We start from the raw sequence: 14442 nt of genomic DNA, 5'->3' as shown, positions 1-14442 counted from the left end.
CTCCGGAGAAAATCAGGTTCAAGTGTTGGACACGAGGCTTGCCACGAGTGCGTGCCGGACGTCAGGCCGCGGCGTCGGCCGGCGTGGAAAACTGAGCGATGGTCGTTTCGTACGCGCGTTGGGCCATCTGCGCGAGCGGCAGCTTGCGGAACGGCTCCGAGATCAGTTCGACCCCGTAATACGGCAGGTCGCAGCCCGCCTGCTCGAGTGCATCGACGAATGCGCGGCAATCGGCCGCCCCTTCGCCGCACAGCTGGCGGTTGAACGTCGAATCGTCCAGCAGCGTGCCCCGGATTTGCGCGCCGACATCATCCAGCTCTACGCCCTTGATAAAGCGCGCCGGAATACTGGCGACTTCGCTGTAGGGGCTGCCGAAACGGGCAACGTGCCAGTGATCGACCATCAGGCCGCCATTGGGCTGGTTGGCCTCTTGCGCAATCTTCAGCGCATCGCCGATGTTCCGGATCACGGAAAACGGCATGAACTCGATCGCGACCGTTGCGCCGACCGCAGCCACGTCCTCGCAGAGCTTCGCGAACGCATCGGTCATGTGCGGGAAGTCGGCCGGACTTTCATCGAAAGGACTCGCGCCGATCTTCAGGTTACGCATGCCCAGTTCGGCGCCCAGTTCGATCGCGCGGTGGCGGAAGCGGTCCGATCTCGCACGCGGCTCTCCATCGAGATACCAGTCCATCAGGATTTCAAGCTCGAAGTACTTCATCCCCGTATCCTCGAGAATCCTCTTCACGCCCGAAAGCCCGTACTGCCCGACGCTGTGCTCCAGATCGTCGAGGATGAGGCCCACGCCGCGCCAGCCGGCGCGCGACGCCGCCTCCGCGCGATCGCGCAACGAATACGGACTGATTTCGGTCGCGGCGCCGGGGTAGACATCGCCGGCAAGCGTCCAGTAGGCGGCCAGAAGTTCTTTGCGTTTCGTGCTCATGCTCAGGAGTCCAATGGATCGGATGGTTGCGTGTTTTCAGCGGCGCGCTTCCGTGCGCGCCGTGCGATTACGGGTGGCGCGGCAGGCGCTCGCCGGCGGGCGCCAGCGTGAAATCCCACGTCACCGACCAGAACGGCGCGTCGAGGCCGGCCTTTTGCGCGGCGTCACGGTCGTCGATCTTCCGAAAGTCGGCGATCAGTTCGCGCTTGACGCCGAATACGGCGTCTTCCGGCAGATACGGGCAGTCGGGCGTGAAGATGTGCGTGATCACCGGCTCGTAGCCGGGCGCGGTCACGATGAAGTGCAAATGCGCGGCGCGGTTCGGATGCCGCCCCATCGCACCGAGCAGCTTGCCCACAGGGCCGTCGGACGGAATCGGATAGTGGCGTGGCTTGACCGACCTGAACGCATAAGCGCCGTCGCGATCCGACGTGAAGACGCCGCGCAGGTTCGAATCGGGCTGGATGCCTTTCTGCTGCACATCGTAGAAGCCGTCGTCGTTCGTCTGCCAGACTTCGAGCTTCGCGCCCGGAACCGGCTCGCCCGCGATGTTCGTCACGCGTCCGGACACGACGAGCGGTTCGCCCTTGCCGTCGAGGCAGATGTTCGCGCCGTTCTCGTACGCCGGCGCATTCGCGACATAGAACGGGCCGAGAATGGTATTCGGCGTCGCGCCATTCGGGCGGCGATGATTGATCGCGTCGACCAGCATCGAGACACCGAGAATGTCCGACAGCAGGATGGTCTCCTGTCGCCATTTGTTGCACATCTGGCCGGTCTCGGTCAGAAAGCGAATGGCTGCAAACCACTCTTCGTGCGTGGGCTCGATTTCCTTCACGGCCGCGTGAAGATGCCTGACCAGCACCGACATCACGTGCTTGAGGCGCGGATCGGCCGGTTCGCCCATGCGGGCGTTCACCACGTCGGCGGAATGTTCCTCGTCGAAATACGGCGAACGGGATGGCGAATCAGAGGATGCAACCTGTTGCATGAAGCGTCTCCTTCAATGTCTTGTACAGCTTTGAAGGCAGTCTATATTTGCTCCTGCCGGCAAAACAGAGCCAAAAAGGGAATCTATTTCCCTGACCGCGGGAAAGTTGCGCGCGGCTCGGGACCTGCACGATGGCATGCGCCATCACTCGGTCCAGAGCCGCTCGAAATCGTTCCTGCGAAATCGTTCGACGAGCGCGTCGATGAACAGACGAACCTTCACGGGCATGTGCGAGCGCGTCTGGAACGCGACATTCATCGTGAGCCGCGGCAAGTCCCACTCGTCCAGCACGGGGATGAGCCGCCCGGCCTTGATGTCGTCGTAGACGATGTACTTGGGCTGAACCAGGATGCCCATGCCGTCGAGCGCGGCGACTCTCAAGATCTGACCGTCGTTCGATTCGAGCAACGGCTTGACCTTGACGAGAACGCATTCGCCGTCGCGCTGGAACGCGAGGTCGCGCGGGTTGTCCGCGAGCCCGTAGTTGAGCAGCTTGTGCTTGCCGAGCTCAGCGGGAAATCCCGGCGTGCCATGCGCCGCCAGGTAGCCCGGCGCGGCGGCAAGCACGCGCCGTGTCGACGCGAGCCGGCGCACGGTGATGTTGCTGTCGGCCTCCAGCACCTTCGTCCGGACAGCGACATCGATGCCGTTTTCGATGATGTCGTAATAGCGATTGGCTGCCACGACATCAACGGTGATATCCGGATAGCGCGCGGTAAATTCCGGCAGCATGGGCGCGATGTGCAACATGCAGAACGACAGCGAGGCCGTCACCTTGAGCACCCCGCTCGGGCGCGCCGTTGCATCCTTGACGACCAGCTCGGCCTCTCCGAGGTCGGCAAGGATCGATTTGCAGCGCCGATGGAACTCCGCGCCCGCCTCGGTCAGAAAGAGATTTCGGGTAGTCCGGCGCACGAGTTGCACGCCAAGACGGCTCTCCAGCGAAATCAGGTAGCGACTCGCCGCGGAGATGGACAGGTCGACCGCCTCGGCGGCCCGGCTGATGCTTCCGGTCTCCGCCACTTCCACGAACAGCTGTACTTCCTTGAACTGATCCATCGCCCTGTTTCATCCCGGTGATTCGCATGTCTCGGACGGTGCCGCGTGCCACATGCAACCGCCGGACGAACGCCACTACCCTTCATGCGTGGAAAGAATACGACAGCTCACGCATCAACATCACTTCATAAATCCATCAAAAATACATCAGACGTGGGGATTTCCCGACACTGGCTGTGCCGTCGTCATGGCTAGCTTGCGTGAGGTTACTGGCCCACCGTTTTTCGACGGAATGAATAGAAGCGAAGCCGCGCACGCACCGGAATACTCGGGGAGCACGGCATCGTGACCACGGTGGTCTGCGCCGGATTGAGCTATCATCGTCCCATCAAAAAAACATCATTCGGGAGACGCACGCCGTGGCCCACCGTTTTCTGATCAAGGAGATCGCCCTTCAGGCGGGCGTTGGCGTCGCGACGGTCGATCGCGTAGTCAACAACCGCGGCAACGTGCGCGAGCACACGCGAAAACGTGTGGAGCAAGCGATCAAGGAGCTGGAAAAACAGGCGCTCTATTCGGTCGCGGCCGGAAGAAAGCTCAGCGTCGACGTGGTCGTTGAGGCACCGAACCGATTCGCGGCCGAAATCAAGGACGCGCTGGAAGCGGAACTGCCCACTCTGCAACCCGCGATATTCCGCCCGCGGTATTTCATGCAGGAGACGATGCAGACGCGGGAGGTCGTCGATGCGCTTCGTTCGATTGCCCACCACGGCAGCCACGGGGTTTTCCTGAAAGCGCGCGACGTGCCCGAGATCGCAAACGCCATCGGCGAACTCAAACGCGCCGGCATTCCCGTCGTCACGACATTCACCGACATCCCGCTCTCCGATCGAATCGCTTATACAGGCCTCGACAATCGGGTCGCGGGAGCGACCGCCGCCTACCTGCTCACGCAATGGCTGCCCGAGCGGCCCGCCAACGTGCTCATCACCATGAGCGACGAACGCTTCAGGGGCGAAGAGGAGCGCGAAATCAGCTTCCGACGCGCATTGCGCACCCGGCACCCGCACGTTTCGCTCATTGATGCGAGCGGAGGGCATGGGCTCGACGGCCCGACTGAAAAGCTGGTCAGTCAGGCACTCGGCCGCGAGGACAACATCGCCGCCGTCTATTCGATGGGCGGCGGCAATCGCGCCATCCTGCGAGCCCTGGATGCACTGGGAAAAACACCGAAGTGCTTCATCGGCCACGACCTCGACTGCGACAACATCGAACTGCTGCGAGAAGGCAGGATTCACGCCATCCTTTACCACGACCTTCGACAGGACATGCGCGCGGCGTGTCAGCACGTGATGAGTTTTCACAAGATGCTGCCCGCATCGGCGATTTCGCATACGTCATCGGTCGTCGTCATCACACCGGAGAACGTGCCCGAACACGTCGCCGCTCGCTTTCGCGGTTAGCCGCACGAATGCCCCTCGAGTAATCAGGCATTCGAGCGGCCGGGTCGCCGCTCGTCGCGTTAAAACCGCGTAGCGATGCCCGCAATCACGCCAAACTGGCTTTTTCCGTAATCCGGATTCGTCGCGGAAGCGCTGGCGCTGGCCGGATCGAAATTGGAATTGGCGCCATACAGCCCGCTATCGAGACCGAGGTTCGACGTCGAACTGTTGCGAACGTAGCCCAGCTCCGTGTAAAGGAGTGTACGTTTGGACAACGAATAGTTCGCGCCCAGCGTAAACAGCGTCGCATTGCCATTACCCCGATTCGCGTTGGCGTGATAGACCGCCCCGGTAATAGCCAGCGCCGGCGTGCTCTGCCAGATCGCGCCGATCCATTCATGGTTGACTGCGGTGGGCAGCGACGTGCCGGCCGGCAGCGCGGTCGGTGCGGCGCTGCCGAAATACCCTGCGTTCGACGCATCGGGTGCGCTCAGGTGCTGATATCCGACATACGCGACGACCGGCCCGAACGCATACGTTGCGCCCGTGAGTATCGAGCGCGACGCGAGATACACGTTACTGAACTTTCCATTCTGGTCGCGGACTTCGTCATACGTCGCCTGCCAGAAAAGCCCACCGTTCTGGTACGACAGCTTGATGCCATCGGTGCGCCCCTGCGCGCTGCCGAGGCCCGTCGAAGTGCCGAGCTGCCCGGGCGCGCTGCCGGGATTGCCGGCATTCCATTTCGGTGAATTCGTCAGATCGTATTGCGCCTGGAGGACGAAGCCGGCGATCTTCGGCGACAGATATTCGATGCCGTTGCCCGCCTGCGAAAAGATCCGGCCGCGTACCAGGGTCCCGATCGCGTACTTCTTCGTCTGCTGCGGATCGACGTCACCGGAATACTGGCTGATCTCCGCCGAGCCCATGTTGCCCAGCTTCAGCTGCCCCCAGGTATTGCTTTTCAGGCCGACCGTTGCCTGCCCTTCGAAGAAACTACCGTTTGCCAGGCTGCCGTTTTGCGTATTCAGACGCGACTCCAGCTGGAAGATGGCCTGGGTGCCGCCGCCGAGATCCTCCGCGCCCGTGAGACCGAATCGCGATTGCGCCCACCCGCCGCTTTGCGCTCCGAAGACATGCCCCTTCGGCTGCCCGGTCTCGTATTGAAGCCCATTGTCGACAATGCCATAGAGCGTCACGCTGCTCTGCGCGCTGGCTGAAACCGCCGCCGTCACCGCCGTTATCCCGAACAACACCTTTTTCATCATGTCTCCGCTCCTGTATATGGACTTCTCTTTTTATCTGGCGAGCAATTGGTTTCCATTGCTCGTCGGCAAATCACTTTCGTCTACTTCCGTCAAGCAAGTCGCTCCCTCGACCCGGAATACGTCGAAGAATTTCATTCCGCCAATCAAATAACGTAGTAATCCGAATTACATCGGATATGAATTTAATCTGCCAGATACGGTAGTCGGATCGTACGTTCCAGCGACGCTTTCCGGAAAATGCTTGAGAAAGCTGGAGAGGCAACGTCACCCCGAATGGGTGACGTCTGCGCGTCTCCACGTCGCCATGCTGCCGTCGTCGCTGATATCCATATCCCGCTTTCGGGCGAGTGTATATTCGCTGCTCGCGGTTACACAGAGCGGAAAAAGGAATCTATTTCCCACCTGCCGGGAAAGCGGATGCCGGGTATCCGGCATTGCTTGGGAGTGCTATTCTCCATCGCGATCACGGTCGATGTGATTTTTGTAGGTGTGACCGCAGCGGCCTGATCCGGACTGACCGACGCGTGCATCGTGACCATCTCGCTCCGCTCGCCTTAAGCGATCAACGGCAGTTACCGCGCCGACGCCGCCACGCTAGGCATCGAACGGCACAACCTCGTAACTCGTGCTCCGCCCGCCGGACGACGAGCGACGCAGCACACCGTGCTCGACGAGTTCCGTGATGTCGCGCAGCGCCGTATCTTGCGAACACTTTGCGAGAGCCGCCCACTTGGTGGTCGTCAACTTCCCTTCGAAGCCGTCGAGCAGGCGATTCATGACCTTGACCTGACGCTCGTTCATCGCGAAGCCCGCACATCGCTGCCAGAAGCGCGCCTTGACCAGGACCGCGTCGAGCGTCGTGTGCGCGTGATCGATGGCCCTGCCGAGTGCATTCAAGAACCACGCGAGCCATTCCGTGACATCGAGCGAACCGCGCTGCGTCCGCTCCAGCACGTCGTAATACGCGTTACGCTCACGCTGGATTTGCGCCGACAGGCTATAGAAGCGCTGCGGACTCCGATCGGCGCGCGCGAGGACGAGATCCCCGAGCGCTCGCGCGATACGGCCGTTGCCGTCGTCGAACGGATGGAGCGTGACGAACCACAGATGGGCCAGGCCGGCCCGGATCAGCAAGGGCTCGACCGGCGCGGCATTGAACCAGGCGAGAAAGCGCGCGACCTCGCTGGTCAGGCGCGTGGCCGGCGGTGCTTCGAAATGCACGCGTTGCCGGCCGATCGGCCCGGACACCACCTGCATCGGGCCGCTTGCATCCGTACGCCATGCGCCGACCGTGATCCGCGACATCCCCGAATAGCCGGTCGGGAAAAGGGCTGCATGCCATCCGAACAAACGGCTTTCGGTGACCGGTGCCGCCGAATGGGTCGTCGCGTCCAGCACCATGTCGACCACGCCCTCGACGTGGCGATCGACCGGCGCAAGCGCACCGATATCGACCCCGAGCCGGCGCGCAATCGACGACCGGACCGATGCGACGTTCAGGTTTTCTCCCTCGATGGCGCTGGTCTTGACGACGTCCTCCGTCAGCGCGACCAGGCTCGCCTCGTCGCGAAGCGCCAGGCCGACATCCGCCAGTCGCCCGGCCAGCATGCCTTGCGCACGGCTGACGTCGGCGAGTGACGTGGCAAGTGCCGGGAGGTCGAAGCGCCACGCAGGCCAGTCGGCCAACTCCCAGATGAAGGTGTAATCTCCGCTCATGATGCGGAGATTATCCCATCGATTCGCCGCATGGCTCAGTATTCTCCGCAAATTATGCGGAGAATACTCCCCCATTCACCGCACGCCGCCCGCTACCGCCGCCTGCCCGCCCCGCCCTTCGCCGCCGGCACCGCCTCCCCGAGCCGCTCCGCGAGAAACCCGATGAACGTGCGCAGCGTGACGAACCCTTCGCGATGCTGCGGAAACACCGCATTGAGCGTGATCGGCGGCGGCGCATATGCGTCGAGCACCGGCACGAGCGCGCCGCTGTCGAGCGCCGCGCCGACGATGAAGTGCGGCAGCAGCGCGATGCCGAGCCCCGCGATCGCCGCGTCGCGCACGACTTCGCCGTTGTTCGCGACGAGCGGCCCCTGCACGTCGAACGTGCGCGCCGCGCCGTCGACGCGGAATTCCCAGCCGACGCGCCGCTCGCGCCCGTACAGCAGGCACGTGTGGCCGGCGAGATTGGCCGGCGTCTCGGGCGTGCCCTGCCGCTTCAGATAGGCCGGGCTCGCGCAAGCGATCATCCGCCACGCGCCGAGCGGGCGCGCGATCAGCGTCGAATCCTCGAGCGAGCCGATCCGCAGCACGAGATCGAAGCCCTCGCCGATCAGGTCGACGCGACGGTCGGTCAGGTCGAGGTTCAACCGCACGGCCGGGTGCGCGGACAGGAATTCGGCGATCAGCGGCGACACGTGCGTGATCCCGAACGACAGCGGCGCGCTGATCTTCAGTGACCCGTGCAGCTCGGTGCTGCGCACCGACATCGCCTGCTCGGCGTCGGCGATCTCCGCGAGGATCCGCTGCGCGCGCGCATAAAACTCCTGCCCCGATTCGGTCACCGCGAGATTGCGCGTGTTGCGATGCAGAAGCCGCACGCCGAGCGACGCCTCCAGCGCCATCGTGCGCCGGCTGACGAACTGCTTGGACAGCATCAGCTGGTCGGCCGCCGCCGTGAAGCTGCCCGCATCGACCGTCGCGACGAAGATCCTCAGATCGTTGAGTTCCATATTGTCCACTCCATAGCGACAGTCATTATCGCCACAGCCATTTATTTGTCAAATCGATTGACCTAAGATTCATCTCAACGAACGGCCGGACCCACTTCCGAGGTCCGGCGACTTCAAGGACAAGAATCATGATCGAAATCCGTGCAGCAAACCAACGTGGCCGTGCGGAGCATGGCTGGCTCAGCTCCCGTCATACGTTTTCGTTCGCGAATTACTACGATCCGAAGCAGGTCGGCTTCTCCGACCTGCTCGTGATCAACGACGACCGCGTCGCGCCGGGCCGCGGCTTCGGCACGCACCCGCACCGCGACATGGAAATCCTGTCGTACGTGCTCGACGGCGCGCTGGAACACAAGGACTCGATGGGCACCGGGTCGGTGATCGTGCCGGGCGACGTGCAGTTGATGAGCGCGGGCACGGGCGTGCGCCACAGCGAGTTCAATCACTCGCCGGACGCCGGGGTCCACTTCCTGCAGATCTGGGTCGGGCCCGCCGAAAAGGGTGCCGAGCCGCGTTATCAGCAGACGAATGTCGCGGCCGAGGACAAGCGCGGCAAGCTCACGCTGGTCGTGTCGCCGAACGGCGACGCCGGTTCGCTGAAGATCCGGCAGGACACGCGGATCTACGCGGGCCTGTTCGACGGCGATGAGCGCGCGACGCTGGAACTGGCACCGGACCGCTTCGCTTACGTGCACGTTGCACGCGGCAGCGTGACGGTCAACGGCGTGACGCTCGGCGAAGGCGACGGCGCACGCATCCGCGGCGAACAGGCGCTGACGCTCGCCGACGGCAACGATGCCGAAGTGCTGGTGTTCGACCTGCGCCCGGTCGAAGTGACGGCCGAGTGGGCATAACGCCCGTTCGGGAAACCGGGCCCCGCTGAACGCGGGGCCCTTTTAATCGGAGATTCGCAACATGGCCAAGGTACTCGTTCTTTACTATTCGTCCTACGGGCACGTCGAAACGATGGCGCAACACGTCGCGGAAGGCGCGAAATCGGTGCCCGGCGTCGAGGTCGCGCTCAAGCGCGTGCCGGAAACGATCCCCGTCGACCAGGCCAGGGCGATCGGCGTGAAGGTCGACCAGGCCGCACCGGTCGCCACGGTGGACGAACTCGCCGATTACGACGCGATCATCTTCGGCACGCCGACCCGCTTCGGCAACATGGCCGGCCAGATGCGCACGTTCCTCGACCAGACCGGCGGCCTGTGGATGAAGGGCGCGCTCGTCGGCAAGATCGGCAGCGTGTTCGCGTCGACCGGCACGCAGCACGGCGGCCAGGAAACGACGATCACGTCGTTCCACACCACGCTGCTGCACCAGGGGATGGTGATCGTCGGCGTGCCGTACGCATGCAGCGGGCTCGTCAACATGAACGAAATCACCGGCGGCACGCCGTATGGCGCGACGACGCTCGCAGGTGCGGACGGCAGCCGCCAGCCGAGCGCGAACGAACTCGAAATCGCGCGCTACCAGGGCAAGCACGTCGCGGAACTCGCGAGCAAGCTCGCGTCGTAACGCGTCGCGCCATCCGGGAATCCGCCGGCCGCACACGGTCCGACAATCCCGGAAAACCGCACACGAACGGACGGCGCCGGGGCAACCCGGCGCCGTCCGTTCGTGCGTGTTTGCCGGCCGTTACTGCCCAGAAGCCGGCGCGGCGGGCGCCGCCTTCATCGCGGGCGCCTTCTGCACGGCGTTCTGCGGATAATTGCTCTGGTCGTTGGTCAGCCGGTAGCCGCTGCCGGTGCCGATCGCCTTCAGGTCCGACGCGTGGCGTGCCCGTGCCGCCTTGCGCGCCGCCTTCTTCTGCGCCTTGTCGAGCTGCTTCTGCGTCGGCGCGGACGCCGGATCCTGCGCGTATGCCGCCGGCGCGGCGGTCAACAGCAGACCGAACGACGCCGTTACTGCTGCTGCCACTGAAACCACGCGAGACTTCTTCATGGCCGGATCTCCTTGTCGATTGTTGGGTGTGGGTCGAATATCAGCGCGCACGCGACGGCTTGCGACAACGGCGCCGATGCAACGTTAGCCGATCGCTGCGCAAATGTCCGCGTGCGTTCCTGAATTCTCCTGATAACGACAGCGATACATGGGCGCCGGGCACGCCGTCGGGTCGGCATGCCGTCCGCGCCCGTCAGGGAAACCGATAACCCGGGGCACCCTGCGTTCAGACCCAGCGCGACAGCACCGGCAGCAGGATCGGCACGACGAAGGCAGTCAGCACACCGTTCAGCCCCATCCCGAGCCCGGCGAACGCGCCGGCCTCCTCGCTGACCTGGAACGCGCGCGCGGTGCCGATCCCGTGCGACGCGACGCCGAGCGCGAAGCCGCGCACGGCCGGCTCGTCGATCCGCAGCGCGTTGAGGATTCCGCGTGCGCACACGGCACCGAAGATCCCGGTCGAGATCACGAGCACGGCGGTCAGCGACGGAATGCCGCCGATCTCCGCGGCGACGGCCATCGCGATCGGCGTCGTCGCCGATTTCGGCGCGAGCGACGCGATCGTCTGGTGCGATGCGCCGAACAGCGCGGCGATGCCGACCGCCGACACGATCGCGGTCAGCGAGCCCGCGAGCAGGCCGACGAGCAGCGGCAGCGCGCTGCGCCGCAGCTTCGACCACTGCCGGTACAGCGGCAGCGCAAGCGCGACCGTCGCCGGGCCGAGCAGGAAATGGACGAACTGCGCGCCTTCGAAATAGGTCGGATACGGCGTATGCGTGATCGTCAGCAGCACGACGATCAGCGCGACCGCGATCAGCACGGGGTTCGCGAGCGGGTTGAAGCGCGCCCGTGCATAAACAGCCTGCGCGAACAGATAGGCGATCAACGTGATGGTCAGGCCCAGCAGCGGGGTCGCCGCGAGATAGACCCAGATCGCGCCGAGTTTCGGGAACGCCGTCATTGCGTGCGCTCCGCGGTGCCGTCCGCGCGGCGCTGGCGCCGCAGCAGCGCTCGCGTGACGAGCGCCGTCACGGCGATCGCGAGCGTGGTGCTCACCGCCAGCGCGACGACGACCGCCACCGCATCGCCGCGCACGCGGTCGGCCGACACCATGATGCCGACGCCGGCCGGCACGAACAGCAGCGACAGGTGGCGCAGCAGCTCGAGCGCGGTCGGCTCGATCGCGTCGGCCACCTGCGGACGCAGCATCACGAAGCCGAACAGCAGCAGCATGCCGATCACCGGGCCCGGCACCGGCAGGGCGAACAGATAGGACACGCCTTCCCCTAGACACTGAAAGACCAGCAAGACCGCGAACGCCTGCAGCATGAACCGCTTCTCCAGAAGGTGGCCGCGAGTCCGCGCGGCCGCCGGGCCGGCGGCTTGCGGCGCCGGCGTGAACGATATGCGCGATCGTACCAACAATGCCTGCGAGCGGTCGCGACGGCGCAATCGCACGATCGCGCTTCGGTCGTTTCAATCCGGTCGGATCAAGAGATCAGGCGGAACCGGGCGAGACGAAGGAGCGATAGCGCGACGGTCCGGACGCGAGTGGTGGCGCCTTTCACCGCGCCCGTCGTCCGCCCAAGCAAAAAACGGCGGGCATGAGCCCGCCGCTTCGTCGTTCGCATTCGAATGCATTCTTTCGAATTCGAATGCCACCCGCCGCGTTACTTCAGCCGCGTCGCGATTTCATTCGCCAGCGCCTTCGTCGCGGCCTTCGTCGGTGCATCCGCAGCCAGCGCGTTCAGCAGACCGAAATCATGGATCGTGCCGTCGTAGCGCGTGGTCGTCGCGTCGACACCGGCCGCGTCGAGCTTGCGGCCGTACGCTTCGCCTTCGTCGCGCAGCACGTCGAACTGCGCGACCTGGATCAACGCGGGCGGCAGGCCCTTCAACTGCGCGGTGCTCGCACGCAGCGGCGACGCGTAGATCTCGTTGCGTTGCGCTTCGTTCTTCGTATAGGCATCCCAGAACCACTTCATCATCGGCCGCGTCAGGAAGTGGCCCTGCTGATACGCGTTATACGAGCCCGTGTTGAAGTTGTGGTCCGTGACGGGCCACATCAGGCCCTGGAAGCGGATCGCGGGGCCGCCCTTGTCCTTCGCCATCAGCGACACCACGGCCGCCGTGTTCCCGCCGACGCTGTTGCCGACCACCGCGAGGCGGCTGCCGTCGACGCCGATCTCCGCACCATGCGCGGCTACCCACTTCGTCGCCGCATACGCCTGGTTGATCGCGACCGGGTAATGCGCTTCCGGCGACGGCGTGTAATTCACGAACACCGCGACGGCGCCCGACTGCATGACGAGATCGCGCACGAGGCGTTCATGCGTCGGGAAGTCGCCGAGAATCCAGCCGCCGCCGTGGAAGAACATGAATACCGGCAGCGTGCCCGTCGCGCCTTGCGGGCGAACGATCGTGATCGGCACCGACAAGCCGTCCTGCTCGATCGTGCGGTTCGACACGTCGATGCCCGACAGGTCGACCTTCGCGCCGTTCTGCGCGTCGACCAGCACCTGGCGCGCTTTCGCGGGGCCCAACGTTTCGAGGCCGGGGCCCTTCTGGCCGTTCAGCGCGGCGAGGAACCCGCTCGTCGCCGCATCGGGCCGGACGGCTTCGGCGCCGGCGGCGAATGCGGTGGACGCGGTGGACAACGCGGCTGCAACGGCGGCGGCGATCAGCAGCGGCTTGACGATCTTCATGACGAAACTCCTTGGCTTAACCGGTGAATGGCGATCAATGGTTCGTAGTACGTGCGATCAGACGAGCGTCAACGTGACGTCGATGTTGCCGCGCGTCGCGTTCGAGTACGGGCAGACGATGTGTGCACGGTCGATCAATGTTTGCGCGGTGTCGCGATCGAGGCCGGGCAGCGAGATCTTCATTTCGACTTCGATGCCGAAGCCGTTCGGGATCGCGCCGATGCCGACGCTGCCTTCGATGGCGGCATCCGCGGGAATCGCGATCTTGTCGCGGGCCGCGACGAACTTCATCGCGCCGATGAAGCACGCGCTATAGCCGGCCGCGAACAGTTGCTCGGGGTTCGCGCCTGCGCCGCCCGCGCCGCCGAGTTCGCGCGGCGTGGTCAGCTTCAGGTCCAGGCCGCTTTCGGGCACCGTGGCACGGCCGTCGCGGCCGCCGGTGGCTTTTGCATGGGCGCGGTACAGCACTTTTTCGATCGACATGACAGACTCCTTTTCAATCAGTGAGTGAAACAGCCTTCCAACCCGGGACCGCACGCCGAAAGCCTTGCCGCCGACGTTACGTTTATTTATCTACTCATAGATAGATAAACATCCCTAAAAAATGCAGGCGGTCGATCCACCTGCTCCGATCATCTATCTACCAACAGATAGACCACAAACCGCAACAAAAGGCGGCGAACCGCCTGACCGCTTGCCCCGTCCGTCAGGACCGGGTTTTCCAGACGGCCTCGACATCCTCGAGACGCGCCCGTGTGTGAAACAGCCGGCTGGCCAGCACGCTGCCCTGGAACGCCGCGTACAATGCGCGCGCCGCCGTTTCGGGCTTGCCGCTGAACTGCAGCGTGCGTTCCTTCGCGCCCTGCGCCAGCAATTCCGCCAGCCAGTTCTCGTTGGCCTTGAAGAATGCCTGCACGGCCTGCCGCACGTTCTCCGGCAACGATTCGATGTCGGCCGCGAGCATCCCGCACAGGCAGATCTGGTTGCCGTCGCCGAGCGTCCGGCCGAACAGCTTCGTGTACAGGCTCAGCTTCACGTCAGCCGGCAACGCCGGATCGATCGCCCGCATGGCCGCGAGGACTTCGTCGCTATACGCCGCTACCGCTTCCAGCACGAGGTCGTCCTTCGACGGGAAGTAGTAGTGGATGCTCGACGTCTTCACGCCCACCAGGTCGGACAGGTCTCGATAGCTGAAGCCGTTGTAACCGCGCAGCATCATCAGCGTGATCGCGTGGTCGAGAATCTGTTCGCGGACGGTCGGTTTCGTTTCCATGGATCGAACTTTATCTACTCATAGATAGACAGTCAAGGGCTTTTTTTTGGGGGCGGCATGAAAAGCCTCGAAAAACCGGAAGCACGGGCACACGCCGCCCCGCACGGCCGCGGCTGCTTACAACCGGCCTGCAGCCCGATCGAATCGATGC

Annotated in this window: 15 protein-coding genes; 3 read left to right on the top strand and 12 right to left on the bottom strand. The window is 64.2% G+C overall.

Annotation, left to right across the window (positions count from 1 at the left end; translation table 11 throughout):
• Positions 1 to 61 precede the first annotated feature (61 nt).
• The 3 genes from ACM6JT_RS33335 to ACM6JT_RS33325 all read right to left on the bottom strand — a co-directional run bounded on the left by ACM6JT_RS33335 (position 62) and on the right by ACM6JT_RS33325 (position 2993).
• Positions 62 to 943 carry a sugar phosphate isomerase/epimerase family protein gene (locus ACM6JT_RS33335; protein WP_414858043.1) on the bottom strand — a complete coding sequence of 294 codons (882 nt, stop codon included), beginning with the start codon at positions 941 to 943 and terminating at the stop codon, positions 62 to 64.
• A gap of 67 nt (positions 944 to 1010) precedes the next feature.
• Positions 1011 to 1934, bottom strand: coding sequence for an intradiol ring-cleavage dioxygenase (locus ACM6JT_RS33330; RefSeq protein ID WP_414858042.1), 924 nt, complete (start codon positions 1932 to 1934; stop codon positions 1011 to 1013).
• A 144-nt stretch (positions 1935 to 2078) separates the two neighbouring features.
• The gene (locus ACM6JT_RS33325; RefSeq protein ID WP_243567201.1) at positions 2079 to 2993 is read right to left on the bottom strand and encodes a LysR family transcriptional regulator; all 915 of its coding nucleotides are present in this window, start codon (positions 2991 to 2993) and stop codon (positions 2079 to 2081) included.
• A 359-nt stretch (positions 2994 to 3352) separates the two neighbouring features.
• On the opposite strand from ACM6JT_RS33325, the gene ACM6JT_RS33320 reads away from it, so the two are divergent.
• The gene (locus ACM6JT_RS33320) at positions 3353 to 4396 is read left to right on the top strand and encodes a LacI family DNA-binding transcriptional regulator (RefSeq protein WP_243567199.1); all 1044 of its coding nucleotides are present in this window, start codon (positions 3353 to 3355) and stop codon (positions 4394 to 4396) included.
• A gap of 59 nt (positions 4397 to 4455) precedes the next feature.
• Here ACM6JT_RS33320 and ACM6JT_RS33315 read toward each other — a convergent pair whose 3' ends face one another.
• The 3 genes from ACM6JT_RS33315 to ACM6JT_RS33305 form a co-directional block, all read right to left on the bottom strand.
• Positions 4456 to 5643, bottom strand: a complete 1188-nt coding sequence (locus ACM6JT_RS33315) for a porin (RefSeq protein ID WP_414858041.1) — start codon at positions 5641 to 5643, stop codon at positions 4456 to 4458.
• 594 nt (positions 5644 to 6237) lie between these two features.
• A complete protein-coding gene (locus ACM6JT_RS33310) occupies positions 6238 to 7359 on the bottom strand; it encodes a Fic family protein (protein ID WP_414858135.1) in 1122 nt (373 codons plus the stop codon).
• A 92-nt stretch (positions 7360 to 7451) separates the two neighbouring features.
• Positions 7452 to 8369, bottom strand: a complete 918-nt coding sequence (locus ACM6JT_RS33305) for a LysR substrate-binding domain-containing protein (protein ID WP_414858040.1) — start codon at positions 8367 to 8369, stop codon at positions 7452 to 7454.
• Positions 8370 to 8497: 128 nt separating this feature from the next.
• Between ACM6JT_RS33305 and ACM6JT_RS33300 the strand changes: the two genes are divergently transcribed.
• Together ACM6JT_RS33300 and wrbA are read left to right on the top strand one after the other, a co-directional pair.
• Positions 8498 to 9223, top strand: a complete 726-nt coding sequence (locus ACM6JT_RS33300) for a pirin family protein (RefSeq protein ID WP_414858039.1) — start codon at positions 8498 to 8500, stop codon at positions 9221 to 9223.
• A 61-nt stretch (positions 9224 to 9284) separates the two neighbouring features.
• Positions 9285 to 9887: an NAD(P)H:quinone oxidoreductase gene (gene wrbA, locus ACM6JT_RS33295; protein ID WP_034182519.1), complete on the top strand. Its 603-nt coding sequence runs from the start codon at positions 9285 to 9287 to the stop codon at positions 9885 to 9887.
• A 120-nt stretch (positions 9888 to 10007) separates the two neighbouring features.
• Here the strand turns inward: wrbA and ACM6JT_RS33290 are convergent, their stop codons facing one another.
• The 6 genes from ACM6JT_RS33290 to ACM6JT_RS33265 all read right to left on the bottom strand — a co-directional run bounded on the left by ACM6JT_RS33290 (position 10008) and on the right by ACM6JT_RS33265 (position 14291).
• The gene (locus ACM6JT_RS33290; RefSeq protein ID WP_131949396.1) at positions 10008 to 10313 is read right to left on the bottom strand and encodes a hypothetical protein; all 306 of its coding nucleotides are present in this window, start codon (positions 10311 to 10313) and stop codon (positions 10008 to 10010) included.
• Between the two features lie 226 nt (positions 10314 to 10539).
• A complete protein-coding gene (locus tag ACM6JT_RS33285) occupies positions 10540 to 11274 on the bottom strand; it encodes an LrgB family protein (RefSeq protein ID WP_034182521.1) in 735 nt (244 codons plus the stop codon).
• On the bottom strand, positions 11271 to 11642 hold the full coding sequence (locus ACM6JT_RS33280; RefSeq protein WP_034182620.1) for a CidA/LrgA family protein: 372 nt from the start codon (positions 11640 to 11642) through the stop codon (positions 11271 to 11273). The genes ACM6JT_RS33285 and ACM6JT_RS33280 overlap by 4 nt, the downstream gene beginning before the upstream one ends.
• Positions 11643 to 11983: 341 nt before the next feature.
• A complete protein-coding gene (locus ACM6JT_RS33275; RefSeq protein WP_414858038.1) occupies positions 11984 to 13018 on the bottom strand; it encodes an alpha/beta hydrolase in 1035 nt (344 codons plus the stop codon).
• A 57-nt stretch (positions 13019 to 13075) separates the two neighbouring features.
• The gene (locus ACM6JT_RS33270; protein WP_414858037.1) at positions 13076 to 13501 is read right to left on the bottom strand and encodes an organic hydroperoxide resistance protein; all 426 of its coding nucleotides are present in this window, start codon (positions 13499 to 13501) and stop codon (positions 13076 to 13078) included.
• A 223-nt stretch (positions 13502 to 13724) separates the two neighbouring features.
• A complete protein-coding gene (locus ACM6JT_RS33265; protein WP_034182524.1) occupies positions 13725 to 14291 on the bottom strand; it encodes a TetR/AcrR family transcriptional regulator in 567 nt (188 codons plus the stop codon).
• Positions 14292 to 14442 lie beyond the last annotated feature (151 nt).

The sequence above is a fragment of the Burkholderia sp. IT-111MI5 genome (assembly GCF_949752865.1).
GTDB classification, from domain to species: Bacteria; Pseudomonadota; Gammaproteobacteria; order Burkholderiales; family Burkholderiaceae; genus Burkholderia; species Burkholderia pyrrocinia_C.
The sequence above is the reverse complement of the archived record's forward strand: the minus strand, read 5'-3'. Positions and strand labels throughout refer to the sequence as shown.

Coding starts and splice junctions, on each gene's coding strand:
- ACM6JT_RS33280 (WP_034182620.1), bottom strand. CDS start 11,642: ATGCTGCAGGCGTTCGCGGTCTTGCTGGTCTTTCAGTGTCTAGGGGAA.
- ACM6JT_RS33275 (WP_414858038.1), bottom strand. CDS start 13,018: ATGAAGATCGTCAAGCCGCTGCTGATCGCCGCCGCCGTTGCAGCCGCG.
- ACM6JT_RS33325 (WP_243567201.1), bottom strand. CDS start 2,993: ATGGATCAGTTCAAGGAAGTACAGCTGTTCGTGGAAGTGGCGGAGACC.
- ACM6JT_RS33300 (WP_414858039.1), top strand. CDS start 8,498: ATGATCGAAATCCGTGCAGCAAACCAACGTGGCCGTGCGGAGCATGGC.
- wrbA (WP_034182519.1), top strand. CDS start 9,285: ATGGCCAAGGTACTCGTTCTTTACTATTCGTCCTACGGGCACGTCGAA.
- ACM6JT_RS33290 (WP_131949396.1), bottom strand. CDS start 10,313: ATGAAGAAGTCTCGCGTGGTTTCAGTGGCAGCAGCAGTAACGGCGTCG.
- ACM6JT_RS33310 (WP_414858135.1), bottom strand. CDS start 7,359: ATGAGCGGAGATTACACCTTCATCTGGGAGTTGGCCGACTGGCCTGCG.
- ACM6JT_RS33335 (WP_414858043.1), bottom strand. CDS start 943: ATGAGCACGAAACGCAAAGAACTTCTGGCCGCCTACTGGACGCTTGCC.
- ACM6JT_RS33270 (WP_414858037.1), bottom strand. CDS start 13,501: ATGTCGATCGAAAAAGTGCTGTACCGCGCCCATGCAAAAGCCACCGGC.
- ACM6JT_RS33330 (WP_414858042.1), bottom strand. CDS start 1,934: ATGCAACAGGTTGCATCCTCTGATTCGCCATCCCGTTCGCCGTATTTC.
- ACM6JT_RS33305 (WP_414858040.1), bottom strand. CDS start 8,369: ATGGAACTCAACGATCTGAGGATCTTCGTCGCGACGGTCGATGCGGGC.
- ACM6JT_RS33265 (WP_034182524.1), bottom strand. CDS start 14,291: ATGGAAACGAAACCGACCGTCCGCGAACAGATTCTCGACCACGCGATC.
- ACM6JT_RS33285 (WP_034182521.1), bottom strand. CDS start 11,274: ATGACGGCGTTCCCGAAACTCGGCGCGATCTGGGTCTATCTCGCGGCG.
- ACM6JT_RS33315 (WP_414858041.1), bottom strand. CDS start 5,643: ATGATGAAAAAGGTGTTGTTCGGGATAACGGCGGTGACGGCGGCGGTT.